Source organism: Alteribacillus persepolensis (genome assembly GCF_900099605.1).
GTDB classification, from domain to species: domain Bacteria; phylum Bacillota; class Bacilli; order Bacillales; family Marinococcaceae; genus Alteribacillus; species Alteribacillus persepolensis.
Genome location: NZ_FNDK01000005.1, coordinates 127,727 through 150,148, shown reverse-complemented (window position 1 = coordinate 150,148; position 22,422 = coordinate 127,727). Strand labels below are relative to the sequence as shown.

Annotated in this window: 26 protein-coding genes and 1 rRNA gene; 11 read left to right on the top strand and 16 right to left on the bottom strand. The window is 40.4% G+C overall.

Annotation, left to right across the window (positions count from 1 at the left end; translation table 11 throughout):
* Nucleotides 1-145 (bottom strand): 16S ribosomal RNA (locus BLT18_RS06465); the annotation flags it as partial.
* A 329-nt stretch (nt 146-474) separates the two neighbouring features.
* Complete coding sequence (locus tag BLT18_RS06460; protein WP_091272294.1) at nt 475-1,332, bottom strand: nucleotidyltransferase-like protein; 858 nt, start codon at nt 1,330-1,332, stop codon at nt 475-477.
* 144 nt (nt 1,333-1,476) lie between these two features.
* Here BLT18_RS06460 and BLT18_RS06455 point away from each other — a divergent pair, with 144 nt between their 5' ends.
* Nucleotides 1,477-1,833: a YgzB family protein gene (locus BLT18_RS06455; RefSeq protein WP_091272293.1), complete on the top strand. Its 357-nt coding sequence runs from the start codon at nt 1,477-1,479 to the stop codon at nt 1,831-1,833.
* Between the two features lie 194 nt (nt 1,834-2,027).
* On the opposite strand, the gene perR is transcribed toward BLT18_RS06455, so the two are convergent.
* The 3 genes from perR to bcp form a co-directional block, all read right to left on the bottom strand.
* Nucleotides 2,028-2,465, bottom strand: coding sequence for a peroxide-responsive transcriptional repressor PerR (perR, locus tag BLT18_RS06450; protein WP_091272310.1), 438 nt, complete (start codon nt 2,463-2,465; stop codon nt 2,028-2,030).
* Nucleotides 2,466-2,571: 106 nt separating this feature from the next.
* Nucleotides 2,572-2,883: a cyclic-di-AMP receptor gene (locus BLT18_RS06445; RefSeq protein WP_091272291.1), complete on the bottom strand. Its 312-nt coding sequence runs from the start codon at nt 2,881-2,883 to the stop codon at nt 2,572-2,574.
* A gap of 258 nt (nt 2,884-3,141) precedes the next feature.
* The gene (gene bcp, locus BLT18_RS06440; RefSeq protein WP_091272290.1) at nt 3,142-3,609 is read right to left on the bottom strand and encodes a thioredoxin-dependent thiol peroxidase; all 468 of its coding nucleotides are present in this window, start codon (nt 3,607-3,609) and stop codon (nt 3,142-3,144) included.
* 157 nt (nt 3,610-3,766) lie between these two features.
* On the opposite strand from bcp, the gene BLT18_RS06435 reads away from it, so the two are divergent.
* Both BLT18_RS06435 and BLT18_RS06430 read left to right on the top strand, forming a co-directional pair.
* Nucleotides 3,767-5,065 carry a glutamate-1-semialdehyde 2,1-aminomutase gene (locus BLT18_RS06435; RefSeq protein WP_091272288.1) on the top strand — a complete coding sequence of 433 codons (1,299 nt, stop codon included), beginning with the start codon at nt 3,767-3,769 and terminating at the stop codon, nt 5,063-5,065.
* A gap of 121 nt (nt 5,066-5,186) precedes the next feature.
* Nucleotides 5,187-6,269, top strand: coding sequence for an FUSC family protein (locus BLT18_RS06430; protein WP_091272287.1), 1,083 nt, complete (start codon nt 5,187-5,189; stop codon nt 6,267-6,269).
* A 56-nt stretch (nt 6,270-6,325) separates the two neighbouring features.
* Here BLT18_RS06430 and BLT18_RS06425 read toward each other — a convergent pair whose 3' ends face one another.
* A complete protein-coding gene (locus BLT18_RS06425; protein WP_091272285.1) occupies nt 6,326-8,068 on the bottom strand; it encodes an ABC transporter ATP-binding protein in 1,743 nt (580 codons plus the stop codon).
* Nucleotides 8,069-8,077: 9 nt separating this feature from the next.
* The gene (gene ntdP / locus BLT18_RS06420; protein ID WP_091272283.1) at nt 8,078-8,608 is read right to left on the bottom strand and encodes a nucleoside tri-diphosphate phosphatase; all 531 of its coding nucleotides are present in this window, start codon (nt 8,606-8,608) and stop codon (nt 8,078-8,080) included.
* 182 nt (nt 8,609-8,790) lie between these two features.
* Between ntdP and BLT18_RS06415 the strand changes: the two genes are divergently transcribed.
* On the top strand, nt 8,791-8,955 hold the full coding sequence (locus BLT18_RS06415; protein ID WP_245705196.1) for a hypothetical protein: 165 nt from the start codon (nt 8,791-8,793) through the stop codon (nt 8,953-8,955).
* A gap of 60 nt (nt 8,956-9,015) precedes the next feature.
* Here BLT18_RS06415 and BLT18_RS06410 read toward each other — a convergent pair whose 3' ends face one another.
* Both BLT18_RS06410 and fabL read right to left on the bottom strand, forming a co-directional pair.
* Nucleotides 9,016-9,222 carry a gamma-type small acid-soluble spore protein gene (locus BLT18_RS06410; RefSeq protein ID WP_091272280.1) on the bottom strand — a complete coding sequence of 69 codons (207 nt, stop codon included), beginning with the start codon at nt 9,220-9,222 and terminating at the stop codon, nt 9,016-9,018.
* Between the two features lie 71 nt (nt 9,223-9,293).
* A complete protein-coding gene (fabL, locus tag BLT18_RS06405) occupies nt 9,294-10,043 on the bottom strand; it encodes an enoyl-[acyl-carrier-protein] reductase FabL (RefSeq protein ID WP_091272278.1) in 750 nt (249 codons plus the stop codon).
* Between the two features lie 108 nt (nt 10,044-10,151).
* Here fabL and BLT18_RS06400 point away from each other — a divergent pair, with 108 nt between their 5' ends.
* The 3 genes from BLT18_RS06400 to BLT18_RS06390 all read left to right on the top strand — a co-directional run bounded on the left by BLT18_RS06400 (nt 10,152) and on the right by BLT18_RS06390 (nt 12,254).
* Nucleotides 10,152-10,376: a cytosolic protein gene (locus BLT18_RS06400; protein WP_091272277.1), complete on the top strand. Its 225-nt coding sequence runs from the start codon at nt 10,152-10,154 to the stop codon at nt 10,374-10,376.
* A 97-nt stretch (nt 10,377-10,473) separates the two neighbouring features.
* Nucleotides 10,474-11,628 (top strand): LL-diaminopimelate aminotransferase, encoded by a 1,155-nt coding sequence (locus tag BLT18_RS06395; protein ID WP_091272275.1) that lies wholly within the window; start codon nt 10,474-10,476, stop codon nt 11,626-11,628.
* Nucleotides 11,629-11,891: 263 nt separating this feature from the next.
* The gene (locus tag BLT18_RS06390; RefSeq protein WP_091272274.1) at nt 11,892-12,254 is read left to right on the top strand and encodes a hypothetical protein; all 363 of its coding nucleotides are present in this window, start codon (nt 11,892-11,894) and stop codon (nt 12,252-12,254) included.
* Between the two features lie 28 nt (nt 12,255-12,282).
* Here BLT18_RS06390 and BLT18_RS06385 read toward each other — a convergent pair whose 3' ends face one another.
* Genes BLT18_RS06385 through BLT18_RS06375 form a run of 3 tightly spaced genes read right to left on the bottom strand, consistent with a single transcriptional unit; the run spans nt 12,283 to nt 14,468 of the window.
* A complete protein-coding gene (locus tag BLT18_RS06385) occupies nt 12,283-13,041 on the bottom strand; it encodes an SDR family NAD(P)-dependent oxidoreductase (protein WP_091272272.1) in 759 nt (252 codons plus the stop codon).
* On the bottom strand, nt 13,032-14,129 hold the full coding sequence (gene mutY, locus BLT18_RS06380) for an A/G-specific adenine glycosylase (RefSeq protein ID WP_091272270.1): 1,098 nt from the start codon (nt 14,127-14,129) through the stop codon (nt 13,032-13,034). The genes BLT18_RS06385 and mutY overlap by 10 nt, the downstream gene beginning before the upstream one ends.
* A gap of 9 nt (nt 14,130-14,138) precedes the next feature.
* On the bottom strand, nt 14,139-14,468 hold the full coding sequence (locus tag BLT18_RS06375) for a hypothetical protein (RefSeq protein WP_091272268.1): 330 nt from the start codon (nt 14,466-14,468) through the stop codon (nt 14,139-14,141).
* A gap of 83 nt (nt 14,469-14,551) precedes the next feature.
* On the opposite strand from BLT18_RS06375, the gene BLT18_RS06370 reads away from it, so the two are divergent.
* The gene (locus tag BLT18_RS06370; protein ID WP_091272267.1) at nt 14,552-15,568 is read left to right on the top strand and encodes a metal-dependent hydrolase; all 1,017 of its coding nucleotides are present in this window, start codon (nt 14,552-14,554) and stop codon (nt 15,566-15,568) included.
* A gap of 240 nt (nt 15,569-15,808) precedes the next feature.
* On the opposite strand, the gene BLT18_RS06365 is transcribed toward BLT18_RS06370, so the two are convergent.
* Genes BLT18_RS06365 through recX form a run of 3 tightly spaced genes read right to left on the bottom strand, consistent with a single transcriptional unit; the run spans nt 15,809 to nt 17,218 of the window.
* The gene (locus tag BLT18_RS06365) at nt 15,809-16,078 is read right to left on the bottom strand and encodes a YfhJ family protein (protein WP_091272265.1); all 270 of its coding nucleotides are present in this window, start codon (nt 16,076-16,078) and stop codon (nt 15,809-15,811) included.
* A complete protein-coding gene (locus tag BLT18_RS06360) occupies nt 16,078-16,398 on the bottom strand; it encodes a YfhH family protein (RefSeq protein ID WP_091272264.1) in 321 nt (106 codons plus the stop codon). The genes BLT18_RS06365 and BLT18_RS06360 overlap by 1 nt, the downstream gene beginning before the upstream one ends.
* Nucleotides 16,382-17,218 carry a recombination regulator RecX gene (gene recX / locus BLT18_RS06355; RefSeq protein ID WP_091272262.1) on the bottom strand — a complete coding sequence of 279 codons (837 nt, stop codon included), beginning with the start codon at nt 17,216-17,218 and terminating at the stop codon, nt 16,382-16,384. Before recX ends, BLT18_RS06360 begins: the two co-directional genes overlap by 17 nt.
* 94 nt (nt 17,219-17,312) lie before the next feature.
* On the opposite strand from recX, the gene BLT18_RS06350 reads away from it, so the two are divergent.
* Nucleotides 17,313-18,218, top strand: coding sequence for a TIGR01777 family oxidoreductase (locus BLT18_RS06350; protein WP_091272261.1), 906 nt, complete (start codon nt 17,313-17,315; stop codon nt 18,216-18,218).
* Between the two features lie 347 nt (nt 18,219-18,565).
* Here the strand turns inward: BLT18_RS06350 and BLT18_RS06345 are convergent, their stop codons facing one another.
* Entirely contained in the window at nt 18,566-19,972 is a 1,407-nt protein-coding gene (locus BLT18_RS06345; protein ID WP_091272259.1) for a Glu/Leu/Phe/Val family dehydrogenase, read from the bottom strand.
* Nucleotides 19,973-20,483: 511 nt separating this feature from the next.
* Here BLT18_RS06345 and ectA point away from each other — a divergent pair.
* Together ectA and ectB are read left to right on the top strand one after the other, a co-directional pair.
* Entirely contained in the window at nt 20,484-21,002 is a 519-nt protein-coding gene (gene ectA / locus BLT18_RS06340; RefSeq protein WP_091272258.1) for a diaminobutyrate acetyltransferase, read from the top strand.
* Between the two features lie 53 nt (nt 21,003-21,055).
* The gene (gene ectB / locus BLT18_RS06335; protein ID WP_091272256.1) at nt 21,056-22,342 is read left to right on the top strand and encodes a diaminobutyrate--2-oxoglutarate transaminase; all 1,287 of its coding nucleotides are present in this window, start codon (nt 21,056-21,058) and stop codon (nt 22,340-22,342) included.
* The last annotated feature ends 80 nt before the right edge of the window (nt 22,343-22,422 follow it).

Below are 22,422 nucleotides of genomic sequence, written 5' to 3'. Positions count from 1 at the left end.
CAGGTTGCCCACGTGTTACTCACCCGTCCGCCGCTCGTTCCACAATCGTCACCCCGAAGGGATCAGACTGCTTCCCGCGCTCGACTTGCATGTATTAGGCACGCCGCCAGCGTTCGTCCTGAGCCAGGATCAAACTCTCCATGAAAATTACATCATAAAGTGTTTAATACAGGCTGTTGCTTCTTGTATAAAGAAATTAACAGACGCTTGACTTTCATTCAATTTTCAAAGGACAACTGCTCGCCGCCTTTCAAAGCGACAATTAATATCATACCAAGTTGTGCAATCAATGTCAACAACTTTTTTGATGTTTTTTGTCGTTTCTGCGTTGTCTTTTCAGCGATGTTTAATAACTTAACATCCTCAAAAAACAATGTCAATATCTTTTTTGAGTTGTGTCTGCTGTGTCGTTAACAGCGACAATAAATAATTTATCAGCTTTCTATAAAACAGTCAACACTTTTTTGTGATTTTTTATGGAGCATATTTATAACAGTACATACCTGCTATTTCATCGGGCATCTCCACTTCTGTCAGCTGTTTATTCTTCACTAGATGCTGAACCAACATTTCTAAATCAACAGCATAGTCTTTTAATTCAGGTGCCTGCACTAACTCCGTAAAGCTCCATTCTCTACTCTTTTTGTTCATCACCGATATAAGGTGAGCTTTTCCAATATATACTTTCGACCGGATAGCAAAGTCAATTCCAATAAGTAACAGCTCCAGTCTTTTTTCAAGTGGCTCGTCCCCAACGATAAGTTCATGATAAAGCTTATAGGTTTCTGGATCTAGTCTTTTCACTTGTTCCCACACCGTCACTTCTGGATAAAATCCTTGTTCAATCACAGATAAACGAGCCAAATGGTGAAGTGCATGTGCAATGTGGTGGAAAGCATCCAAATAACGCTGTCGATAAAACAAGGACTTTCCGTCTTCATATCTGTTTATCAATTTAGCAAACTCTTGTCCAATCTCACGTAAACGATCTTGTACCGGGAACTCACAAAGTCTTTTTTTCAAATTGGTGATATAATTATTTCTATTAAAAAGAACTCTTCCTTCAAATAACCAATCCATCATTTTTTTATTACTTTCTGTATTTATACTTTGAAACAGCTCCACTTCTCCTAAAACATGCAGCGCTGTTCGAAGGCCTGAGCAATTATAATGTTTAATGGCGGTACTTTCTGGTTTTTCAGTAACCACTATTAGTACCACATCAAAAAAGTCAGTAAAAGGTTCTTGGTCTTTTCTCTTCTCTACTATCAGTATTCCTTTTGTGTAAGGATCTTGCATACGTTCTTCGTACAGGTGACACAACAAATCCATCCCTTCCCCCCCTTTTTGTTGTTCATGAAAAATATTTTCGACATATCACGCAAAAAACCTCCCACTGAATCAGTTTTTATCTATGTGTTTCTTGATGCAGGAGCGAAATATTTTTGCTATACTTTGGTTTTAGGAGGGTCATACATGGCAGCAAAAACTACCAATAAAATAAACCGGATTAGAACATTTGCATTATCTTTAGTTTTCATCGGCATTTTTGTCATGTACATCGGTATTTTCTTCCGCTCGTCTCCTGTCATCATGACAATAACGATGTTGCTGGGATTTATCTTTGTACTTTCAAGCAGTGCCGTCTATTTTTGGATTGGGATGATATCAACAAATACGGTAAAAGTTGAGTGTCCTAATTGTGGGAAAATCACCAAAGTTCTCGGAAGAGTGGATGCATGCATGTACTGTGATGAACCATTAACAATGGATAAAGAGCTTGAAGGCAAGGAATTTGATCCAAAGTATAACAAGAAAATAAACCAGAACTAAACAACCTCCTTCAAACAGGAACGGTTAAATAGTGAGGCGCGCTCATAACAAGACGTACACCTCTACAGAACGCAAAAGAACCATACATTATAAAACAGTCTGCCCGATAATGAAACGATATACAAAACACCCAATATGTATAAGATTTATCATGAAAAAGCTGCCTCTGCGTTACTGCAAAGACAGCTTTTTCATTAATGTTTGGAAATGTTGCTGCAATCCGGGCACGTACCGTACACTTCCATGCGGTGACTGTTCACCTTAAATCCTGTAACGTGCTCCGCTAATGTTTCCACTTCATCCAATCCAGGATAATGAAAGTCAACAATCTTTCCACATTGAGAACAAATGACATGGTAGTGATCCGTTGTGACACAATCAAACCTGCTTGAAGAATCTCCGTATGTCAGCTCTTTGACGATACCAACTTCTTTAAAAACACGAAGATTATTATAAACGGTTGCAACGCTCATATTTGGGAATTTACTTTCGAGGGCCTTATATATTTCATCTGCCGTTGGATGGCTCATCGAATCATATAAATATTCCAAAATGGCATGACGTTGCGGAGTCATGCGAACCTTCGTTTTCTTTAAAGCATTTACTGCTTCTTGAAGTTGTTCGTTCGCCATCGTCATGCACCTCTCTTTCCTGTAAAACAATTCTTACATTATAATTCTTATAATTTATTTTATCCGATTATAATAATTGTTGTCAATAAAGCAGGTTTATTTGTTTTTACTCCTGCTTTTGATTCGAGACTCTCGAAAAAAGCATTGCGTCTTCAGCTGCCAGCACGAAAGAAGTAAATCGATTCGATGTTACTGCCTGCTTGCGCTTTTTCTTTTCATAGGATATGCAAACTTCTTTTAAATCTTGCTTGAGTGCATCAATTTTTTGATTATCTATCCCGAATAAAAACGTTGTATTTCCCTTTTTCAAAAAACCTCCGCTGCTTGCCAGCTCTGTCATTTGATATCCTTTATGTCTCATTTGTTTTTCCACTTCATTTGTATAAAAGTCATTCACAATACAAATCAATAATTTCATAACCAGCCCCCTGCCCTCGCACCAGTGTACATGAGGTTACAGTCATCCAAAAAACATTATTGTTACCTTGTATCCTTCATTATAATACGTTCTTTGTTCACACATTCTCTATCCGCAGCTCATTTCCTGCGTGCATCTGTTCTTAACGCCTTATTGTAGAACAATACAAGTTTTTTCATTCACAGCCATTAATAAAATACATGACAGCTTTAACTTATTATTTGTTGTTCATATTCTTGTTATAGCGGACAACAGTTTTTATACATTCTCTTTGATGTATTGCAGTGCCTCTTCTACGTGATTTTTCACTCGTACCTTTTTCCACGCTTTTACTAATACACCATCTTTATCAATAAGGAATGTAGAACGCACAATACCCATATACTCTTTTCCGAAGTTCTTCTTTAACTGCCAGACGCCGTACGCTTCTGCTGCTTCTTTTTCTTCATCAGCAAGAAGCAAAAACGGAAGGCCGTGTTTATCAATAAATTTTTGGTGTTTTTTAACAGGGTCTGGGCTCACTCCAAGAATAACGGTATTGGCATCATCAAAATCCTGCTTATGGTCACGAAAATCACAAGCCTCCGTTGTACAACCAGGTGTCATATCTTTTGGGTAAAAATATAAAATAACGTTTTTCCCCCGATAATCCGATAAGCTCACCCTTTCGCCATTACTGGCTGGAAGTGTAAAATCCGGTGCTGCTTTTCCTTCTGTTACAGGCATGTATCTCTCCCTTTCCTTCATATTCTATACTATGTATACAGCGTACCTTGCTTCTGTTATTTTAACAATAAATTAGCTTTATTGCCTGATTTTCACATAAAAGATAGGATGTAAGTGATACAATGTAACAGTATTTTTCTACAAGGAGGAAACAAACATGAAAAGAACACAATCCGAATCATTATATAAAGACGCATGCTGTCATATTGTCGGTGGAGTCAACAGTCCTTCCCGTTCATTTAAAGCGGTAGGCGGAGGCTCTCCAGTGTTTATGGAAAAAGGAGAGGGTGCTTACTTTTACGATGTCGATGGCAACAAGTACATAGATTTTTTAGGCGCTTATGGTCCTATTATTACCGGTCACGCCCATCCTCACATCACAGAAGCGATTACAAATGCTGCCCATAATGGCACCTTATATGGAACGCCGACTCGATTAGAAAACCAATTTGCAGTCTTGTTAAAAGAAGCGATTCCCTCCCTTGAGAAGGTACGGTTTGTAAACTCCGGGACAGAAGCGGTTATGACAACAATACGTGTTGCTCGTGCCTACACAGGCCGTAACAAAGTTATTAAGTTTGCCGGCTGTTACCACGGCCACTCTGATCTTGTATTAGTAGCTGCCGGTTCCGGCCCATCAACATTAGGGTCCCCTGATTCAGCTGGTGTGACAGAAAACATTGCCGAAGAAGTTATTACCGTTCCTTTTAATGACCCAAACAGTTTAGAAGAAGCTCTGCATAAATGGGGCGACGATGTAGCTTGTGTTTTAGTAGAGCCTATCGTTGGCAACTTTGGTATCGTCGAACCGGAAGCAGGGTTTTTAGAAAAGATAAATGAACTTACACACCAGGCCGGTGCGCTCGTCATTTACGACGAAGTGATTACAGCGTTTCGTTTCACCTATGGCGGTGCTCAAGACTTGCTGCAAGTCACACCAGACATGACAGCACTAGGGAAAATCATCGGCGGCGGCCTTCCAATCGGCGCGTACGGCGGCAAAACAGATATTATGGAAAGCGTCGCTCCGCTCGGTCCCGCTTATCAAGCAGGCACGATGTCTGGCAACCCCGCATCCATCAGCGCTGGCATCGCGTGTTTAGAAGTGCTGCAGCAAGACGGCATATACGAGAAACTCGAACGATTAGGAGCTCTTTTAGAAGAAGGCTTGCAAACAGTGATTGACAATCATTCCCTCCCCGCAACAATAAACCGTTTGCGTGGTGCTTTGACGCTGTATTTCACTCCTTCGCCAGTAAAAAATTATGACGACGCTGACAAGAGCGACGATATCTTGTTCAGTAAGTTTTTTAATAAAATGTTGGATCAAGGAATTAACTTAGCACCTTCTAAATACGAAGCATGGTTTATAACGATTGCTCATGAGGAAAAGGATATATATAAAGCAGTAGAGGCAGCAGAACATGCATTTTCGGAAATAGAGAAAGAGGTATAAAACGATGGATACTGTCTTTCTTTCAAGGAAAACATAGAAGAAAGCCTCTCACATATTCAGTGATTTTCATACCATCACCTATCGGCTTTGCCGATAGACAGAAAGGAATCGAACATCATCCATGAAACTCGGGGCAAGAATATTAAAAACTGGCCTTTCCATCGTACTAGCGATGTATGTTGCTTCGTGGGCAGGCCTTGAGCCCTCGTTTTTCGCAGCCATTTCAGCAACATTCGCGATTCAGCCATCTATTTTTAAAACATATCGCACCATTTTAGAACAAATACAGGCCAATGTCATAGGGGCTGCTATCGCGATTTTGTTTGTCTTAGGATTTGGACACCAGCCTGTCGTTATTGGTGCAGCTGTCATTCTTGCTATACTTATTATTTTAAAATTGAACCTGGAGTCGTCTGCTATTTCCTTAGCGGTAGTTACGATTATCATCATTATGGGAAATCCTCAAGAGGATTTTTGGCTCTTCGCTTTGGAACGGTTTTCGTTAATTATGCTTGGGGTTTTCGCAGCATTTGCCGTTAACCTTATCTTCTTACCTCCTAAACACGAAACAAATTTGTACTATAAAATTTCCGATCTTACCGAAGACGTCATTCGCTGGATTCGTCTGTTAACAAGACACGAAACGAACCAACAGTCGTTAAAAAATGATATCCCAGTCATTAATGAATCACTAGTAAAGCTGGATAACCTATATTTGTTGTACAGAGAAGAACGAAATTATTTTCTTAAAAGTAAATTAAGCAAAGGGCGTAAATTAGTTGTTTTTAAACAGATGATTGTCACGCTAAAAAAAGCGTTAACCATTCTAAAAACGTTTGACCGCTATGAAAATGACATTCAACATATGCCTGAAAGACTGCAAAAACTTATCAAACAGCAGCTGGATTATTTAACGGATTACCACGAACGAATTTTGCTGCGTTATGTTGGAAAAGTTCACACACACTTAACGGATGAAATGGCTGAAGAAGTCGATGAAGGCAAACAATCGTTGACTGATTTGTTTATGGACTTATATGACCATCAAGAAATTGACAGGGACGAGTGGCTTCACATTCTTCCTATTGTCTCACACATCATGGAATATAATGACCAATTAGAACATCTTGACACATTAGTAGAAAGCTTCTTTAGCTATCACCAATCAGAAAACACCGTCGACATTGACAATAGAGATGAATAAACAACACAGGAGAGAGATGAGCGCTCATCTCTCTCCTGTGTTGTTAAACATGCTATTCACACATTTTGCACGTCAAATAATTTACGATACGACCCTTCATGCCGCATTAACTGCGTGTGACTTCCAGTTTCCACAATCTCTCCGTTTTCAATAACAACAATACGGTCAGCGTGTGTAATCGTTGATAAACGATGAGCAACGATAAATGTCGTGCGATCCTTAGCAAGTTGTTCCATGGCTTCTTGAATTAAATGTTCGCTCTCCAAATCCAAAGCTGATGTAGCCTCATCAAAAATAAGCATCGGAGGATTTTTTAAAAACACCCTGGCAATGGCTATTCTTTGCTTTTGGCCGCCAGATAACTTTACGCCTCTCTCTCCTACTGACGTATCATACCCATGTGGCAGCTCATTAATAAAACCATCAGCATTTGCACGCTTAGCCGCTAACACGACTTCTTCATGTGTCGCATGGGGATTTCCCATCATGATATTCATTTTTACCGAGTCACTAAACAGCACGTTGTCTTGGAGCACCATTCCAATTTGGTCTCGCAATGAACGCACTTCATAATCCCTGATGTTCTTGCCATCAAGTTTAATCGAACCTGCTGTGACATCATAAAACCTCGGAATAAGGCTGACAAGTGTACTTTTTCCGCCACCGCTCATACCGACTAATGCAATGGTTTCACCAGGCGTTACCGCTAAATCAATGTTTTTGAGTACAGGTTCGTTTTCATCATCGTATTGAAACGAAACGTTATCAAATTCAACAGCCCCGCTCGTATGTTCCAGCCGAACAGCACCTGCTTTGTCTTGAATGTCGTATTTTTCATCAACAAATTCAAACACACGATCCATAGAAGCAATCGATTGTGTTAACGTCGTCGAGGAGTTCACCAGCCTTCTCAGCGGATTATATAAACGCTCCATGTAGGAAACAAATGCGACCATTTCCCCAACAGCAAGACCAGATGTCAACACAAAATAACCAGCTGCCAAAATAACAATAAGCGGTGCAATATCCGTGATAGTATTAACCACTGCAAATGTTTTAGCATTCCACTTTGTATGATCAATGGCTTTATTTAAAAAATGTTTGTTCCGTTTCCCAAATTGCTCTTGTTCATAATCTTCTAGCGCGAAACTGCGAATAACATTCATCCCTTGCACTCTTTCATGCAAATGACCCTGTACATCAGCAAGCGCTTGAGAGCGAACCTTCGTTAAATCGCGCAGCCTCGTATAAAAATATTTAATAGAAAAAACATATAATGGAAATAATGCCAGTGCCACGAGTGTCAGCCATGCATTCATCGTCAGCATAATTCCTACCGCAATAAGAATGGTAACCATATCAAGCCATATATTCATTAAGCCAGTAATCACGAAATTCTTCGTTTGTTCGACATCATGTATTACCCGGGAAATGATCTCCCCTGCTTTTCTGTTAGAATAAAAGCGCAGACTCAGCTTTTGAATATGAGCAAAAAGCTGGTTTCTTATGTCATATAAAACCTTGCTTCCCGTCCACTGCGCGAAGTATTGGCGATAATACTCAATAGGCGGCCGCAGCACAAGAAAAACAAGAATCACCCCTCCAACAAGCCAAAACAGTGTTTGTACTTTTTCATCCGTTCCTATTGAATCGACTAAAATAATATGATCAATGACATATGCCAGTATTAGAGGGGTAAGCAAAGGAAGACCAAACTTAAGAACCCCTATAACAACTGTTAAAATAATCACTTTTTTATATGGTTTTACAAATTGCAAATACCTTTTGATACTACCCATTGTTCACCTCTATCCACGAAAAGACAAAAAACGTTCGTACCACTGTTCTACAAAATGCGGCGCAAACGGGCCTTTTTTTTGAAAAATCCAGCTCTGCAGCTCATCTACTGAAAGCAGGACTTGCCGTTCGATTTTTTCTGGATAATTCATTTCTTTTTTATGTGTACGATATTCATCTTCATCCAGCAAATGATATGTCATGTCTGGAAATACTTTTATATCTAAATCATAATCGATATATTTTAACGCTTCTTCATCCCATACAAAAGGAGTGCCCAAATTACAATAATAATGAATCCCATCAGAGCGAACCATACCTATGACATTAAACCATTTCTGTCTGTGAAAATAACAAATCGCCGGTTCTCTCGTCCGCCAGACCCGTCCATCTGCTTCATGAACAAGAATGCGATCGTTGCCTCCAATCACTTCTTTGGACGTTCCTTGTAAGATCAGGGTTTCCTCCCAGATACGGTGAAGCGTGCCATCGTGCTTATAGCTTTGTATTTCTATGAGTCTTCCGGTTTCTGGGAATTCCATGACCTGCTCCTTCCTGCTCCTCACTTCTATATTTAATATATTATACATCTTGTTTACATTAATGAAAACTAAACGACATTAAACATTTAGGAAAGAAAACAATATACTTCATGACTCTTACGTTTATGGAGGTGTTTTGATGGGAAAACGTCTTATAAATGAAGAAAGAGGAGGAATTCATTGTGCCAAGAGGAACTCCTGATCATGAGTATGAAGAGAGGCATATAGAAAAAAAAGAAGATAAATCTCATGTTGCGTCCACATTCATTAAATATTTTGCTTACGTTCTCATCTTTTTTGGTTTTTTATGGTTTTTAGTACAGTACGTCTTTCCTATGTTTCAATAAAAACTGCACAAAAAGAGCTCTTCGGAAGCATCCCTTCCAAAGAGCTCTTTTCTGCTCAGATTACTGCTGGCCTTGGTTTGGCTGTTGTTGCTTTTGCATTTTCTTTTGTTGAGACTGTTGGTTTTGCTGTTTTACTTGCTGTGCATCCGTTTCGCTCGCAAATTCAGTTTGCTGGCTTTGGTTTCTTGCAGCTGCTGCATTTTGCTTACGAACCTCTTGTGCATTTGTTTGTGAAGCGTTTGGTTGTTGTTGATTTTGTTTTTTCATTTTCTTCACCTCCACATGGATTAACCTGCCCGCGCTAATGGAAGTTTATCCACGAAAAGATGAAAAATTTTTTATGACAACAACGACATGCCGCCATCAACCACCAGTGTCTGCCCGCGAATCATAGAAGCTTCTTCCGATAATAAAAATATTACCCCGTGAACTAAGTCAGACTTTTCCACCATTCTGCCAGCGGGTGTTCGGCTTTTTGCTTCTTCTAATAATTGATCTCGATTCGGAAAATGATTCAGCGCTTCTGTGTCTACTGCCCCGCCGGATACAGCATTCACAACAATATTTTTCTCTGCTAATTCTACTGCTAAGTAGCGAGTCAGTGCTTCCACTGCAGCTTTTGACACACCTACCGCTGTATAATTTTTCATATAACGTATCGAACCGATAGAGCTTAAGCTGACAATTTTCCCTCCGCCATTTTTCTCCATTAATGCAGCTGCTTTTTGCGCACAAAACAATAACGCTTTGCTATTGATATTCATTGTCCAGTCCCAATGTTTTTCTTCTAATTCTAACGCCGGTCGCAAAACTCCAGAAGCTGCATTATTCACAAATACATCCAAGCGGCCAAATGTCTCCTCGATTTCTTGAAACAGCTTTTGCACTTTTTCTGTATCACCCACATTTGCTCTCACCACGTGTGTATTTACACCAAGTGCTTCTATCTCCTCTGCTGTTTCTAATGCTTTCCCTTTGCTTCGTGCATAATTCACAACGATATGATAGCCTTTTTTTGCTAATGCCAGCGCAATTTGCTTTCCAATCCCTCGGCTGCTTCCTGTTACCAGTGCAACTTTATCATCCATATGTATCCTCCTATCGAGCACTTCATTATCCAACATTTCACTTTTCATATTATAACGTATAACCCTTCCTTCTCCCAGATAAAATAACAGTGAAGGCAGGTGGATATCATGTATGTCGGACGAGACTTTTCTGAATTGCTAATGACTTCCAAAAAAAATTGGACCGACAAAGAACTTGCTCACTTTCACGAAAGCTTTCAACAGATCTTGCCTTACCTTACGTCAGAAGGCGGGATGATTTACCGCGAAATTCTGCAGGAAATGAGAAACCGTCAAACCCTCTACCATAATGTGGCCAGTTATGAGAGAGGAACGTCCATACACCCGGATTAAAATCATTCTGTTAGCTGTTCCAAACTTCGGAACAGCTTCTTCTGTTTTCTCTCTCCATCTTTTTCTTTATAATGAAGAAAGAAAGGATGGTCTATACATGATACAGCCTGCCAATCGAATGAATCGGTTATCTTCGAGCGTATTTGCTGAATTAGCAGAAAAAAAGCGCGCAAAAGTTCAAGCGGGACAAGATATAATTGACTTAAGCATCGGCAGTCCTGACCTGCCCCCGCCTCAATCCGTTCGTGATATCTTGTCAAAAGAAGTACAACACGCAGACCAATACGGCTATGCTCTGCAAGAAACGGAAGATTTTCAGACAGCTGTAGCCGATTATTACAAACAGCAATTTGGTGTTTCAATAAACGCCGATGAAGTACTGCAGCTTATCGGCTCACAAGACGGTTTGTCTCATTTAGCTTTAGCTTATTTAGATCCTGGTGATTATGTGATCGCCCCTGACCCTGGCTATCCAATTTATGCCGCGTGTGCTTCGTTAGCAAACGCCAATTTATACACGATACCATTGCATGAAGAAAATCAGTTTATGCCGGATTTTCACCGCATACCTGTGGAAGTAGTAAAAAAAGCAAAGATGATGATTTTAAATTATCCCGGCAATCCAACTGCGGCCCTTGCTAACAAAGCCTACTTTGAAAAAGCCGTTGCTTTCGGATTAGAACATAACATTCTCATTGTGCATGACTTTGCCTATGCTGAACTCGTTTTTTCTCAGGACAAACCACTTAGCATTTTTCATATTCCCGATGCGAAAAAAATTGCCATAGAGTGCAACTCCCTGTCCAAAAGCTTTAATGTAGCAGGAGCACGCATCGGCTACGCTATTGGGTATCCATCTTATTTAAAGCCGCTTCGGGATTTAAAAACCAATATTGATTACGGTGTTTTTCTGCCTATTCAAAAAGCTGCCGCTTATGCTCTTACATATGAACGCCCTTTTTTGGATAAGCAGCGAGCTGTTTTCAAAAAACGGCGCGATGTCTTTATCCGCTCTCTTCATGAAAATGGATGGAATGTCAGAGTGCCTGAAGGCGGCATGTTTGTTTGGGCCAAAGTACCAGCGTCTTATTCATCATTATCCTTTGCCTTAAAAGCACTTGAACATGGCGTCGTTGTCACGCCAGGCAGCGCTTTTGGAGAAGGCGGGGAAGGATACGTGCGAATAGCTCTCGTTCAGCCAGAATCTTCCTTGAAAGTAGCAGCTCAGCGATTAATTGAAGCGGTGGAGTAACACCAAGACAATACCAGCACGCCAACAGGCCAGACTAATTTGCCGCCACGTGTATAGATGCACAGACTATTCCGCTTCATGTATACGAGTTTTCTCAGCAGATTAATAACATTCATAATCGACCCACGTTAAAACTTATGGCTTTCTATCCATGCAAAAGAGGGTGTCCCGAAAGCAGAAGTCACTTTTGGGACACCCTCTTTTATGCATAAAAACGTGCAGAACACACACTATATTCATAACAATAAGGGAGGCAGAAACCAATGGAAAAACAAACATATTACGTCAATTTAAACCCAATCAGCATGGATGATGTCAGCCCAGTCAGGATTCCTGACAGCACCCTGATTCAATATGAAATTGAAGCGACTCCAGAGGAGCTTGAAAACCTCCGCTTTCTGTTAAACGAAACACAAGACCACGATATTGAAGCATCAAACTTATTTTCATTTGAGCATTTTGATGAATCCATCACAGAAACAGACCAACACGAGTACCAAAGGGGGATGGATAAAGTGTTTGATACCATCTATGAACTTGGCACTCCAGAAACGAAAAAGCTTATTAAGGAGATTCACTTACAAAACCATGAACCAAAGAAAAATATGAGACCCCGCCAACAGTAAGAAAACAAACGGCCTGCAGCGGCCGTTTTTACATATTCATGCGTGACTGGCCCCCATCTACATTAACACTGGCTCCATTTACCCAAGATGCTTTCGCCGAAGCGAGAAACACGACGACATTCGCAATTTCTTCAACGGTTCCAAATCGTCCTCCTGGAATTTCACGTTCCACAAATTGATTTATTTTTTCTGGATTTTCCTGAAGGCGTTTTTGCCAATTGCCGTTTGGATGCAGAATTGCTCCTGGAGCAACAGAATTAACACGCACCCCGTTTTTTATTGCTTCATCAGCAAAAGCTTTCGTAAAGCTGATTAAAGCTGCTTTGCTATTATTGTAAGACGGCTTTCCGCCAGCTTCTCTTCCGTAAATGGAAGAAATGTTCACGATACTTCCTGCCTGCTTTTGTTTCATCACATCGTATGCTATTTTGCTAAAATGTACAGCTGATAAATAATTCATATTCATAGCCGACTCAAATTCACCAAGAGCTGTTTCTTCTACATTTCGTCCATCGCTCTTCCCCGCATTGTTAACAAGAACATCCACCGTTCCAAATGTTTGTTGAAACTTCTCAAATGCTTGTACTCTTGCTGCTTCCTTCGTTACATCTGCTTGAATCATTTTCACTCCAGGCAGTTCTTTTTGTGCTTGTTCTAATCCTTCTTTGGAGCGTGCCACAATGGCTACCTCTGCTCCCTCATCTAAAAATAACGAGGCAATTCCTTTCCCTATACCTTTTGAACCTCCTGTAACAAGGACCTTTTTTTGTTCTAATCCTAATTCCACTCCGCATCCCTTCTTTCGATTTGTGCTTTTAATATTTTCTGATGCGATACAGGAAAAGCATATTTTTGCGCCTCTTCTAATGTTAACCACTTACAGTCCTGACTATGTTCTGGTGCTTCTTCTATCATTCCTTCATACACAGTTATATTCCAAATTAAATGTGAGAACACGTGCTGCACCTTTTGGACTTTGTTTCCTATTTTCGCTTGCACGCCATACGTGTTTTTTAAAAACTGGGATAAAGTGTCTTTTTGCTCACCTTTTTGCTTTGTTTCTACATTCGGATACTCCCATAAACGAGCTAACAATCCACTTTCTCCCCGCTGGTGAAACAGCGTCTTCCCCTGTTGGTCACAAAGAATAACTGCAGCCATCTCCTTTTTTGCAGGGGCTTTCTTCTTTTCTTTTACCGGAAGCTCTTCTTGCACCCCTTCTGCTCGAGCCATACAGTGATATTGTACCGGACACAGCAAACATCCCGGAGAAGTCGGCGTACATACTAGTGCGCCCAACTCCATTACCGCTTGGTTAAACTGAGAGGGTTTGGCGTCGTTTAAAAAAGCGGGCAGCAGAGATTCAAATTTTTTTCGTGTTTTTGCTTTTCCTATGTCCTCTCTTGATAACAAAATCCGTGAAAACACTCTCATCACGTTACCATCCACAGCCGGCTCCGGCTTTTCGTAAGCAATGCTTAACACTGCTCCAGCTGTATAAGGGCCAACGCCTTTCAAGGACGAAAAAGCTTTTTTCGAACTTGGCACCTCGCCGCCGTAGTCCGCAACGACTTCTCTAACAGCTGACTGCAAATTTCGGACACGCGAGTAGTAGCCTAATCCCTCCCACGCCTTCATCACGTCTTCTTCATCGGCCTCGGCTAACTTTTGCGGAGTGGGAAATTGCTGCATAAAGCGATTATAGTAGGGAATGACAGTATCTACCTTTGTCTGCTGAAGCATAACCTCTGATACCCAGACGCGATATGGGTCTTGGTTCTGCCTCCACGGCAAGTCGCGCTTATGATCTTCATACCATGATATTAAGTCTTGTTGAAAACGTTTAATATCGATATTTTCTAGCTGCTGTTCCATGCTGTCCTCCTATCGTCGGCTGTCAAGTTCATCCGTTTTTGCTTGAAACGCCCAACAGTGTATTTTTTCTGTACCGCCTTTTACGCATTCATCCAATTTGCTGAAAACTTGATGTGACTTTGAAGTCCGCCATTTTTTTAAGGTATGATAATGAGAAGGCGTTGGAACTTCAAACATCTCAACAAACAGCCCATCTTGGTCAAACGCAGAAAACCATTGAAAATTACTAACCTCATACGTCGGCAGGACAGCGGCAATTTCTGCCATGACTTCTCTGTATAATGATTCTTTTTCGGGCTTTACTTTATATTCCATAAAAATTTGCAGTTTATCGTCCATTCCATTCAACCCCTTTTTACAAGTTTTATAATAGGGTATAACTAGTATTAGGCCAACCATAAGGAGAAAGGAGGAATGTGCATATGGATACCGCGACACATGCAGTAATGGGAATAGGGCTGGGCGGTTTAGCAATGCTTGATCCTGTGGTGGCAGAAACCCCCTATGCGATGCAGACAGTAATGGCCGCTACCATTATCGGCTCCCAAGCTCCAGATTTTGATACCATTTTAAAATTAAAAAACAACGCTGTATATATAAAATACCATCGCGGACCCACACATTCCATTCCTGCTGTCCTCCTGTGGCCGGTTATTGTTGCAGGAGGCGTGTACATATCCTCTCCGGAAATTTCCTTTCTCCATCTGTGGATGTGGACATTTCTGGCTGTCTTTTTACATGTTTTTGTGGATATTTTTAATGCATACGGAACACAAGCGCTGTCACCATTTTCAAAACGTTGGATTGCCTTAGGTGTCATTAATATATTTGATCCGCTCATTTTTTTAGTGCATATCGCCGGGTTTCTGTTATGGCGTTATGGAGCGCCCCCTGGTATCACGTTTTTCCTTCTGTACTGCAGCTTGATTTTCTATTATATTTGGCGTTTTCGAGCACGTAACAAAGTGTTGAAACAAGCTTCTCAATTTCATCCAAACGCCACTCATTTCTTTATCTCGCCAACGTTTAACTGGAACAAATGGCATCTTGTGATTCGCACAAAAGACATGCTTCACGTCACAGAGTCCCGCAGCGGAAAGCTTCAATATTTTGAAAGCTACCCGTTTGAACCAATTCCTGATAACAACATTATTCAAGCGGCAAGAAAGGATCAAAACTTGGAAGCTTTTCTTTCTTTTTCACCCACATACCGGTGGAAAATTCGTGAGATGCAGGACGGCTGGGAAGTAAAGTTTATTGATCTTCGTTACCGCAGCAAAGGGTATTATCCATTTGTAGCTGTCGTTCGTCTAGATAAACATTTACGTATTTATACATCGTACACTGGCTGGATTTATAGTGATGAAACACTAGAAAAGAAATTAAAACAAGGTAAAAAATTATATCAGTCCTCTGGCAGCAAAAATATAAAAACATAATAATTTACCGCAACCCGCCTCTTCATTTGGAGGCGGTTTTTTACATTTTAAAATGTTTAACGAGAACCCAAGCAAAACTGCGGCTTCTGCTATAAAGTGGCTGGACCAAACCTAAGAACGGTTATCCAAAAGGTTGACGGAGCAGTAATAGAAGTTACTGTTAAGAACTAATTTTCATGAACCGTTCGGATTATTCTGCAGTTCCTGTATTTTTGTCCCAGCCTCTTTCTCATTGCCTCCTTAATGAGTTAAGTAGTCATTACGCTGATTTAACTTGTGGAACTTCATATTTGTTGCCTCGTATTGATGCAAGTATGGACCATACTGTTCAATCCATTTTCCGACAATAGATTCTGTGACTTCACTTCCTTGATATTCGCGCCCGGATTTAGCGCGTGTGACTTCAAAATCCTCCCACAAATGTTCTACCCACGTTCTAGCCTGTCCTGCAGACAACTGCTCATTATGATCAAGTAACTTTTTAGTTAAGCGTTGATAAATATCTTCCATTATATATGTCCTCCTTCATCTTCTAACAGCGAAATTGGCAATGCTTCAAGCTCGTTTGAATCATTACGGTATCCCCAAGCAAACACACCATTAAAATATTTAATAAAAAACGAGCCGCCCTCTTGTTTAATCGAATAGCGCTGACCTGTCATAAAATCATCAGGATCGATTAAATACGCCTCTGCCATGACACGTTTCCGCTCTAATACAGCGAATTCGTTTACCATTCCCATTTGTTCAGCTTTTTTTGCTTTTTCATTCAAAGCAGCAATTTCATTATGTAATTCTTGCTCTGTCATTTGACTATATCGTTTTTCCATCGTTTTCATCCTCCCATTGCTCTACTTCTTGTAAATACTGTTGAATAACATCCATCGAAAAACCTTTTCGGTATAAAAATTCCTTTAGTTTCCATTCCAATTGTCTGCCGGTATATTTTTTCCCCCATCTCTTTTTCGCTTTTTCCCCTTGTACTCTCACCGCTTGACGTTCTTCCTCTTCACTTCTTTGAACAGACAGCTTGCCTACAGCTTGTACAGCAGCTTCATTTGAATATCCTTTTTGTCGTAAGCTTTGCAGCAAACGCTGTTTCATTGCTTGTAATGATTCGTTTTTTTTCGACGCTGCCTTCTTCTGTACAACACGCTGGGCAGCTTCCAACTCCTGCTCTGGTGTGAACTGCTCCATCGCTTTTTCTGTCTTTTCCTCTGAAACACCTTTGCGGCGTAATTCTTCTTTAATAAGTAAGGGACCTTTGTCTGTGGTTTTCATTTTCGTCCGCACAAACGCGCCAGCAAACTCTGTGTCATCTGTGTAACCATAGTCTTTTATCTTCGACATCGCTTGTGATATAACGTTGTTTGTGTATTCTTTTTTTAATAGATACTCTATTACTTGCTGTTCTGTTCTCATGGAATAACTTAAATAGTGTACTGCATCATTTACTGCTTTTCGAAGTTGATCGGCTTGCAAAATCCTTTCTATTTCATCCGGCTGCAGCTCTTTTCCTTTTTTGAGCTGAAATTTCACGAGCACATCCTCATCGACGCTGAAAGCATACTGTTCCTGCTGATTTTCAACCGTAAAGATGTTGTAACGGTCTTTTCTCTTTTTTTGGACAGTAATTTTTGAGATTTTCATAAACGTCTCCTTACCAAAGTGAAAATAATAAAAGGTTACAGAGCTTTTATTTTGGGTACATAAGAATTAGATAAACAAAAAAGGAGCGAATACATTGAATATCGTCATCACAGGCGGCACCGGTATGGTTGGTTCTAAATTGACAAATCACCTCTTACATAAAGGCCACCACGTGTATATTTTAACAAGAAACGCAAGCAACAAACAAAACACACGCCAACTCACTTATGTGAAATGGCTGGGCCATAACAGCAGTCCGGAAAAATACCTTCCTACTGTTGACGCTGTTATTAACTTGGCAGGCGCATCAATCAGCCAGCGGTGGACGCCTTCGTACAAAGCATTAATCCGCGACAGCCGTATAGAGGCTACACGCGAAGTAATTCGCATCATAAACAGTTTACCTTCTAAACCTGAAGTACTTATTAATGCTTCTGCCATCGGATATTACGGCACTTCTAAAACAAATACCTTCACCGAAGAATCGAAACCCATCAAGGCAGACTTTTTGCACCGTGTATGTAAAGAATGGGAAAATGAAGCCGCTGCTGCCAAAAGTGAAGGTGTTCGAGTTGTCTATGCGCGTTTTGGGCTTATATTAGCTAACAAAGAAGGCGCTCTTTCGAAAATGGTGCTTCCTTATTATTTGTTTATTGGCGGTCCGCTTGGCACAGGTGATCAGTGGTATTCTTGGGTACACGTCACTGATGTTATCAACATGATTGCATTTGCCGTTGAACATCAACACGTTTGCGGTCCTATAAATGTAACAGCTCCTTCTCCTGAACGTATGCATTCATTTGGTAAACAGCTTGCCAATACTTTACAAAAACCGCACTGGCTTCCAACACCCGCTTTTGCAGTAAGAGCTGCTCTCGGAGAAATGAGCACTCTCATTCTAGACGGACAAAAGGTACTTCCTGAAAAACCTTTACAATCAGGATACACATTTTCCTATCCGTCTTTACATACTGCTCTTGATAATTTGTTTGATAAATGAACAGTCGTTTACAGGCATTTCATTTATCGCTGCACATTTACAATTCAGGATGTTATTTTATAAAACAGTCATTATTCTTTTCATTATGGGAATAGGCCTTTCTCATAAACCACCTTCTCCCTGTGTGTCTTCATGAACACCGGCAGCATTTCCTTCTTTACATGGACAAAAACAGCTGCAAGCTGGAACACAGAAAAGGCTGTCCAAAGGGATATCCCTTTGGACAGCCTTACTTTTATAAAAAATGAATGATATGAATATTGACCTGCCTCTTAAAGTGTTCTGTGTCTGTACCACGTGGTGAAGACTTTCTTCCCCTTTATTCCGTGTTCTGGAGAAAGATATTGTTAAAACAATTTGCCGTGCCTGAACAGCAGAGAAATCAATCGGCGCAAAGCAATAGCATAACAAGTAAATCTCATTGTTTGCGACGCTTTGTTAAAGTACTCATCATACACCTTCTTTAATGTGTCCTTCATTTGTGTGCTCATCTCTTCAATAATTTCTTCTTTCGAATAACTCTCTGTTATTCGGCTTTGTTTCCATTCCAAATAAGAAACGTGTACACCACCTGCATTGGCCAAAATATCTGGAATAATAATATTCCCTTGTTCCTGTAAATATAAATCCGCGTCAACAGTAACAGGCGCATTCGCACCTTCGACAAGAATACCTGCCTGCACATCTTTCATGTTTTCTTGTGTGATCTGGTCTTCGATTGCCGCAAGAATTAATACATCTGTTTGGACGCTCAGAATTTTTTGTGGGCTGTAAATATCTGCTTGTACACCACTTTCTTGCAGTTCTTCTTTCTTCTGCGGAAGACGCTGATGTTTATTTGTAAACACGAGCAAGCTGTCGATATCGATACCGTTCTTATGGTAAAGAGTAACGAATTGATCAGACACTGCTACGACTTGATGTTTTATAAAAGAACATTGATGTGCTTCCAGCGCAGCGACACTTCCGACATTACCAAACCCTTGCACTGCTACATCAATTGCTGTGTCTTCTTGATGCTTATCATGCAGCTTTTCTAATGTCTGCCGCTGCTTTTGTCTCCTCTCATTCTTATGGGTTGTCTCTTGTTCCTGTGTAAACCATTCGCTGACTAAATAAAAATAACTTAAGAAGGTCCCAATTCCTGTCGATTCTCTCCGCCCGGCAGCACCGTTATTATCCATGCTTTTGCCCGTAAACGAACCAGTGTAAGACTCACCGGGGTGAATCGTTTTATACTCACCAACCATCCAGTCGATAATTTTGTCATTCGTTCCCAAATCAGGAGCAGGAATATCTTGTGTTGGCCCCAAGTCCCGCGCAAAACGCTGCACATATTTTTTGCTAATTAAATTGAGCTCCCTCTCGGTATAATTTCGCGGATTGACATGCACTCCGCCTTTTGCTCCCCCAAACGGCAGGTTATGCAATGCATTTTTTAATGTCATTAAGATAGCTAGATTTTCCACTTCTGCTTCATTGACTTCCTGGCTGAATCGAATCCCGCCCTTATAAAAGCCGCTGATATTGTTATGCTGCACTCGATAGGCCGGGATACGTTCAATGACGCCTTCTTCCCTGGAAACCCTTATGTAACTCTTAATGACTTTGTCGGTTATTTTTAAAATTTCTCCAGCAGAGTCGAGCACTTTTTCACGTTCAGATGGATGTGTTATATCTTCTTCCAAGAATTTTTCCTGCTTTAATTCGCTAACGACTTCTTCAATTAATTTTTTCGTTTGAGAGTGTTCCATCTTTTACCTCCTCTAAAGCGTTTCACCGTTGTTTCTGTATATGCCCATTCCCTCTTTTGGCGTTTTCAAACCAATCATTTCCTCCTGATTAAACCAAGAGATACGGCCCAAAACGCATAAAAACTAGTAAAATTCTTCGCACAAAAATTTAAAATTTTTTTCTTCATGATTCACACATCGCCAAAACCCTTGATATATCAAGGGTTATAAGAATATCTTTTTCATTTAATTTTTACAAAACTTCGACAAAAACGGTGTAAAAGCAATTATTTGAAAGCATTATGTAAGCGCAGCAAGTATTTTTGGCAGCCATCCCCACTAAACCTAATTAAGCACTTTTAATCCTGTTCAAGCGCATTTGAACTTTTAAACTGTCCATCCTATGATAAAAATGTAAACCGAACAGACACATTCATTTTTTTCACTGTGAACGTGTTACGTACGAATGTATCTGAGTCAGGAGGAATAAGTCATTAAGGTCCTTATTAATCAAAGCGAAGGTGATAAACGCATGGACACGAAAACGCCGGAAACTACAAGTACTGTTGACTCCATTGTATTTGAAAAGCCAACAGTAGAAGACGGAGCTGACATGTGGGAGCTTGTAAAGAATTCTACGCTGGATTTGAATTCTTCTTACAAGTACATTATGATGTGCGAATTTTTTGCTGAAACGTGTGTTGTAGCAAAAGAACATGGCAAACTTGTTGGCTTTGTCACAGCATTCATCCCTCCGGAAAAACAAGACACCGTATTTGTATGGCAAGTTGGTGTTGACCCTTCACAACGCGGAAAAGGCTTGGCATCCCGCTTGTTAACTGAATTGCTGGACCGCACAACTTGTGGAGATGTGGAATATTTGGAAGCTACTGTCACACCATCCAATGATGCGTCTCAAGCTTTATTTAAAAAGATTGCTCGCACGCACGATACCAACTGTGAGGTTTCCGAATGTTTCGCAGAGGAACTCTTTCCAGGAGAAGGACATGAAGCTGAGTTAACATTCCGTATCGGTCCAATTAATAAATAACAGAACGAAAATGGTTAATGTTATCGACAACTAAGGAGGATCTACTAATAGACATGAATCAAAACGATTTGAGTATCTTTAATGAGCATGAGTCCGAAGTCCGCAGTTATGTGCGGGGTTTTCCAACCGTTTTTCACGAAGCTAAAGGCTATAAATTGTGGGATTTAGATAATAAAGAATATATCGACTTCTTTTCTGGCGCAGGTGCATTAAATTATGGCCATAACGATGACAACATGAAAAAGAAGTTGCTTGAGTATATACAAGAAGATGGTATTACCCATTCATTGGACATGGCATCTAAAGCCAAAGGGGAATTTTTAGAAAAATTCCATGAAGTAATTTTAAAACCGCGTGACTTAAATTATAAAGTGATGTTTCCTGGACCAACCGGAACAAACACGGTGGAAAGTGCATTAAAACTTGCACGTAAAGTGACTGGCCGCACAAATGTTATCAGTTTTACCAATGGTTTCCATGGAATGACAATTGGTGCGCTTTCTGTCACTGGCAATGCTTTCAAGCGTGCAGGTGCTGGAATGCCGCTCCAAAATGCTGTTACCATGCCTTTTGACAATTACATTCAAGATACCAATCAAGAAATTGCTTATATGGAAAGGTTAATTGATGATAATGGCAGTGGTGTAGACAAACCCGCCGCAATCATTTTAGAAACAGTTCAAGGTGAAGGCGGATTAAATGCAGCTCGTATGGAATGGCTGAAAGAGGTAGAAAGAGTCTGCCGTGAACGTGACATTCTGTTAATTATCGATGACGTTCAAGCAGGCGTTGGAAGAACAGGAACGTTCTTCAGCTTTGAACCTGCCGGTATAAAACCAGACATTGTATGCTTGTCTAAATCCATTGGTGGGTATGGTTCTCCATTAGCACTCACTCTTATCCACCCTGATTATGATAAGTTTGCCCCAGGTGAACACAACGGTACATTCCGCGGTAATAATATGGCGTTTGTAACAGCAACAGAAGCGCTTAATTACTGGAAAGATGATCAACTAGAGAAAAGTGTACAAGAAAAGTCAAAACGTATCGAAGAATTTTTGAATAAAATGATTAAAAAGTATCCAGCAATGAAAGGTACTCATCGGGGCCGTGGATTTATGCAAGGTATTGCAAGCGATGTAGAAGATCTTTCAGATAAAATCGCTGGAAAGTGTTTTGAACACGGCTTAATCATGGAGACAGCTGGACCAGATGATGAAGTATTTAAGCTGTTCCCTCCAATTACAATTGACGATGAAGGACTAGACAAGGGACTTGCAATCATTGAAAAGGCTATTGAAGAAGTTGTAACGGAACAAACAGACCTTATTACTTCTTAACAGTTAGTGATGTTATATTCATCATTAGAAGGCCTGATTGAAATCGTTAAGATGAAATCAGGCTCTTCTTTTTGATACAA

Excerpts from the sequence above, each read along its gene's own strand:
- BLT18_RS06360 (WP_091272264.1), bottom strand. The coding sequence starts at position 16,398 with ATGGAAAAACGATATAGTCAAATGACAGAGCAAGAATTACATAATGAA.
- ectB (WP_091272256.1), top strand. The coding sequence starts at position 21,056 with ATGAATCAAAACGATTTGAGTATCTTTAATGAGCATGAGTCCGAAGTC.
- BLT18_RS06390 (WP_091272274.1), top strand. The coding sequence starts at position 11,892 with ATGGAAAAACAAACATATTACGTCAATTTAAACCCAATCAGCATGGAT.
- BLT18_RS06400 (WP_091272277.1), top strand. The coding sequence starts at position 10,152 with ATGTATGTCGGACGAGACTTTTCTGAATTGCTAATGACTTCCAAAAAA.
- mutY (WP_091272270.1), bottom strand. The coding sequence starts at position 14,129 with ATGGAACAGCAGCTAGAAAATATCGATATTAAACGTTTTCAACAAGAC.
- BLT18_RS06445 (WP_091272291.1), bottom strand. The coding sequence starts at position 2,883 with ATGAAATTATTGATTTGTATTGTGAATGACTTTTATACAAATGAAGTG.
- BLT18_RS06370 (WP_091272267.1), top strand. The coding sequence starts at position 14,552 with ATGGATACCGCGACACATGCAGTAATGGGAATAGGGCTGGGCGGTTTA.
- ntdP (WP_091272283.1), bottom strand. The coding sequence starts at position 8,608 with ATGGAATTCCCAGAAACCGGAAGACTCATAGAAATACAAAGCTATAAG.
- BLT18_RS06365 (WP_091272265.1), bottom strand. The coding sequence starts at position 16,078 with ATGGAAGATATTTATCAACGCTTAACTAAAAAGTTACTTGATCATAAT.
- BLT18_RS06430 (WP_091272287.1), top strand. The coding sequence starts at position 5,187 with ATGAAACTCGGGGCAAGAATATTAAAAACTGGCCTTTCCATCGTACTA.
- ectA (WP_091272258.1), top strand. The coding sequence starts at position 20,484 with ATGGACACGAAAACGCCGGAAACTACAAGTACTGTTGACTCCATTGTA.
- BLT18_RS06435 (WP_091272288.1), top strand. The coding sequence starts at position 3,767 with ATGAAAAGAACACAATCCGAATCATTATATAAAGACGCATGCTGTCAT.
- BLT18_RS06455 (WP_091272293.1), top strand. The coding sequence starts at position 1,477 with ATGGCAGCAAAAACTACCAATAAAATAAACCGGATTAGAACATTTGCA.
- BLT18_RS06345 (WP_091272259.1), bottom strand. The coding sequence starts at position 19,972 with ATGGAACACTCTCAAACGAAAAAATTAATTGAAGAAGTCGTTAGCGAA.
- bcp (WP_091272290.1), bottom strand. The coding sequence starts at position 3,609 with ATGCCTGTAACAGAAGGAAAAGCAGCACCGGATTTTACACTTCCAGCC.
- perR (WP_091272310.1), bottom strand. The coding sequence starts at position 2,465 with ATGGCGAACGAACAACTTCAAGAAGCAGTAAATGCTTTAAAGAAAACG.
- recX (WP_091272262.1), bottom strand. The coding sequence starts at position 17,218 with ATGAAAATCTCAAAAATTACTGTCCAAAAAAAGAGAAAAGACCGTTAC.
- BLT18_RS06460 (WP_091272294.1), bottom strand. The coding sequence starts at position 1,332 with ATGGATTTGTTGTGTCACCTGTACGAAGAACGTATGCAAGATCCTTAC.
- fabL (WP_091272278.1), bottom strand. The coding sequence starts at position 10,043 with ATGGATGATAAAGTTGCACTGGTAACAGGAAGCAGCCGAGGGATTGGA.
- BLT18_RS06410 (WP_091272280.1), bottom strand. The coding sequence starts at position 9,222 with ATGAAAAAACAAAATCAACAACAACCAAACGCTTCACAAACAAATGCA.
- BLT18_RS06375 (WP_091272268.1), bottom strand. The coding sequence starts at position 14,468 with ATGGACGATAAACTGCAAATTTTTATGGAATATAAAGTAAAGCCCGAA.
- BLT18_RS06395 (WP_091272275.1), top strand. The coding sequence starts at position 10,474 with ATGATACAGCCTGCCAATCGAATGAATCGGTTATCTTCGAGCGTATTT.
- BLT18_RS06425 (WP_091272285.1), bottom strand. The coding sequence starts at position 8,068 with ATGGGTAGTATCAAAAGGTATTTGCAATTTGTAAAACCATATAAAAAA.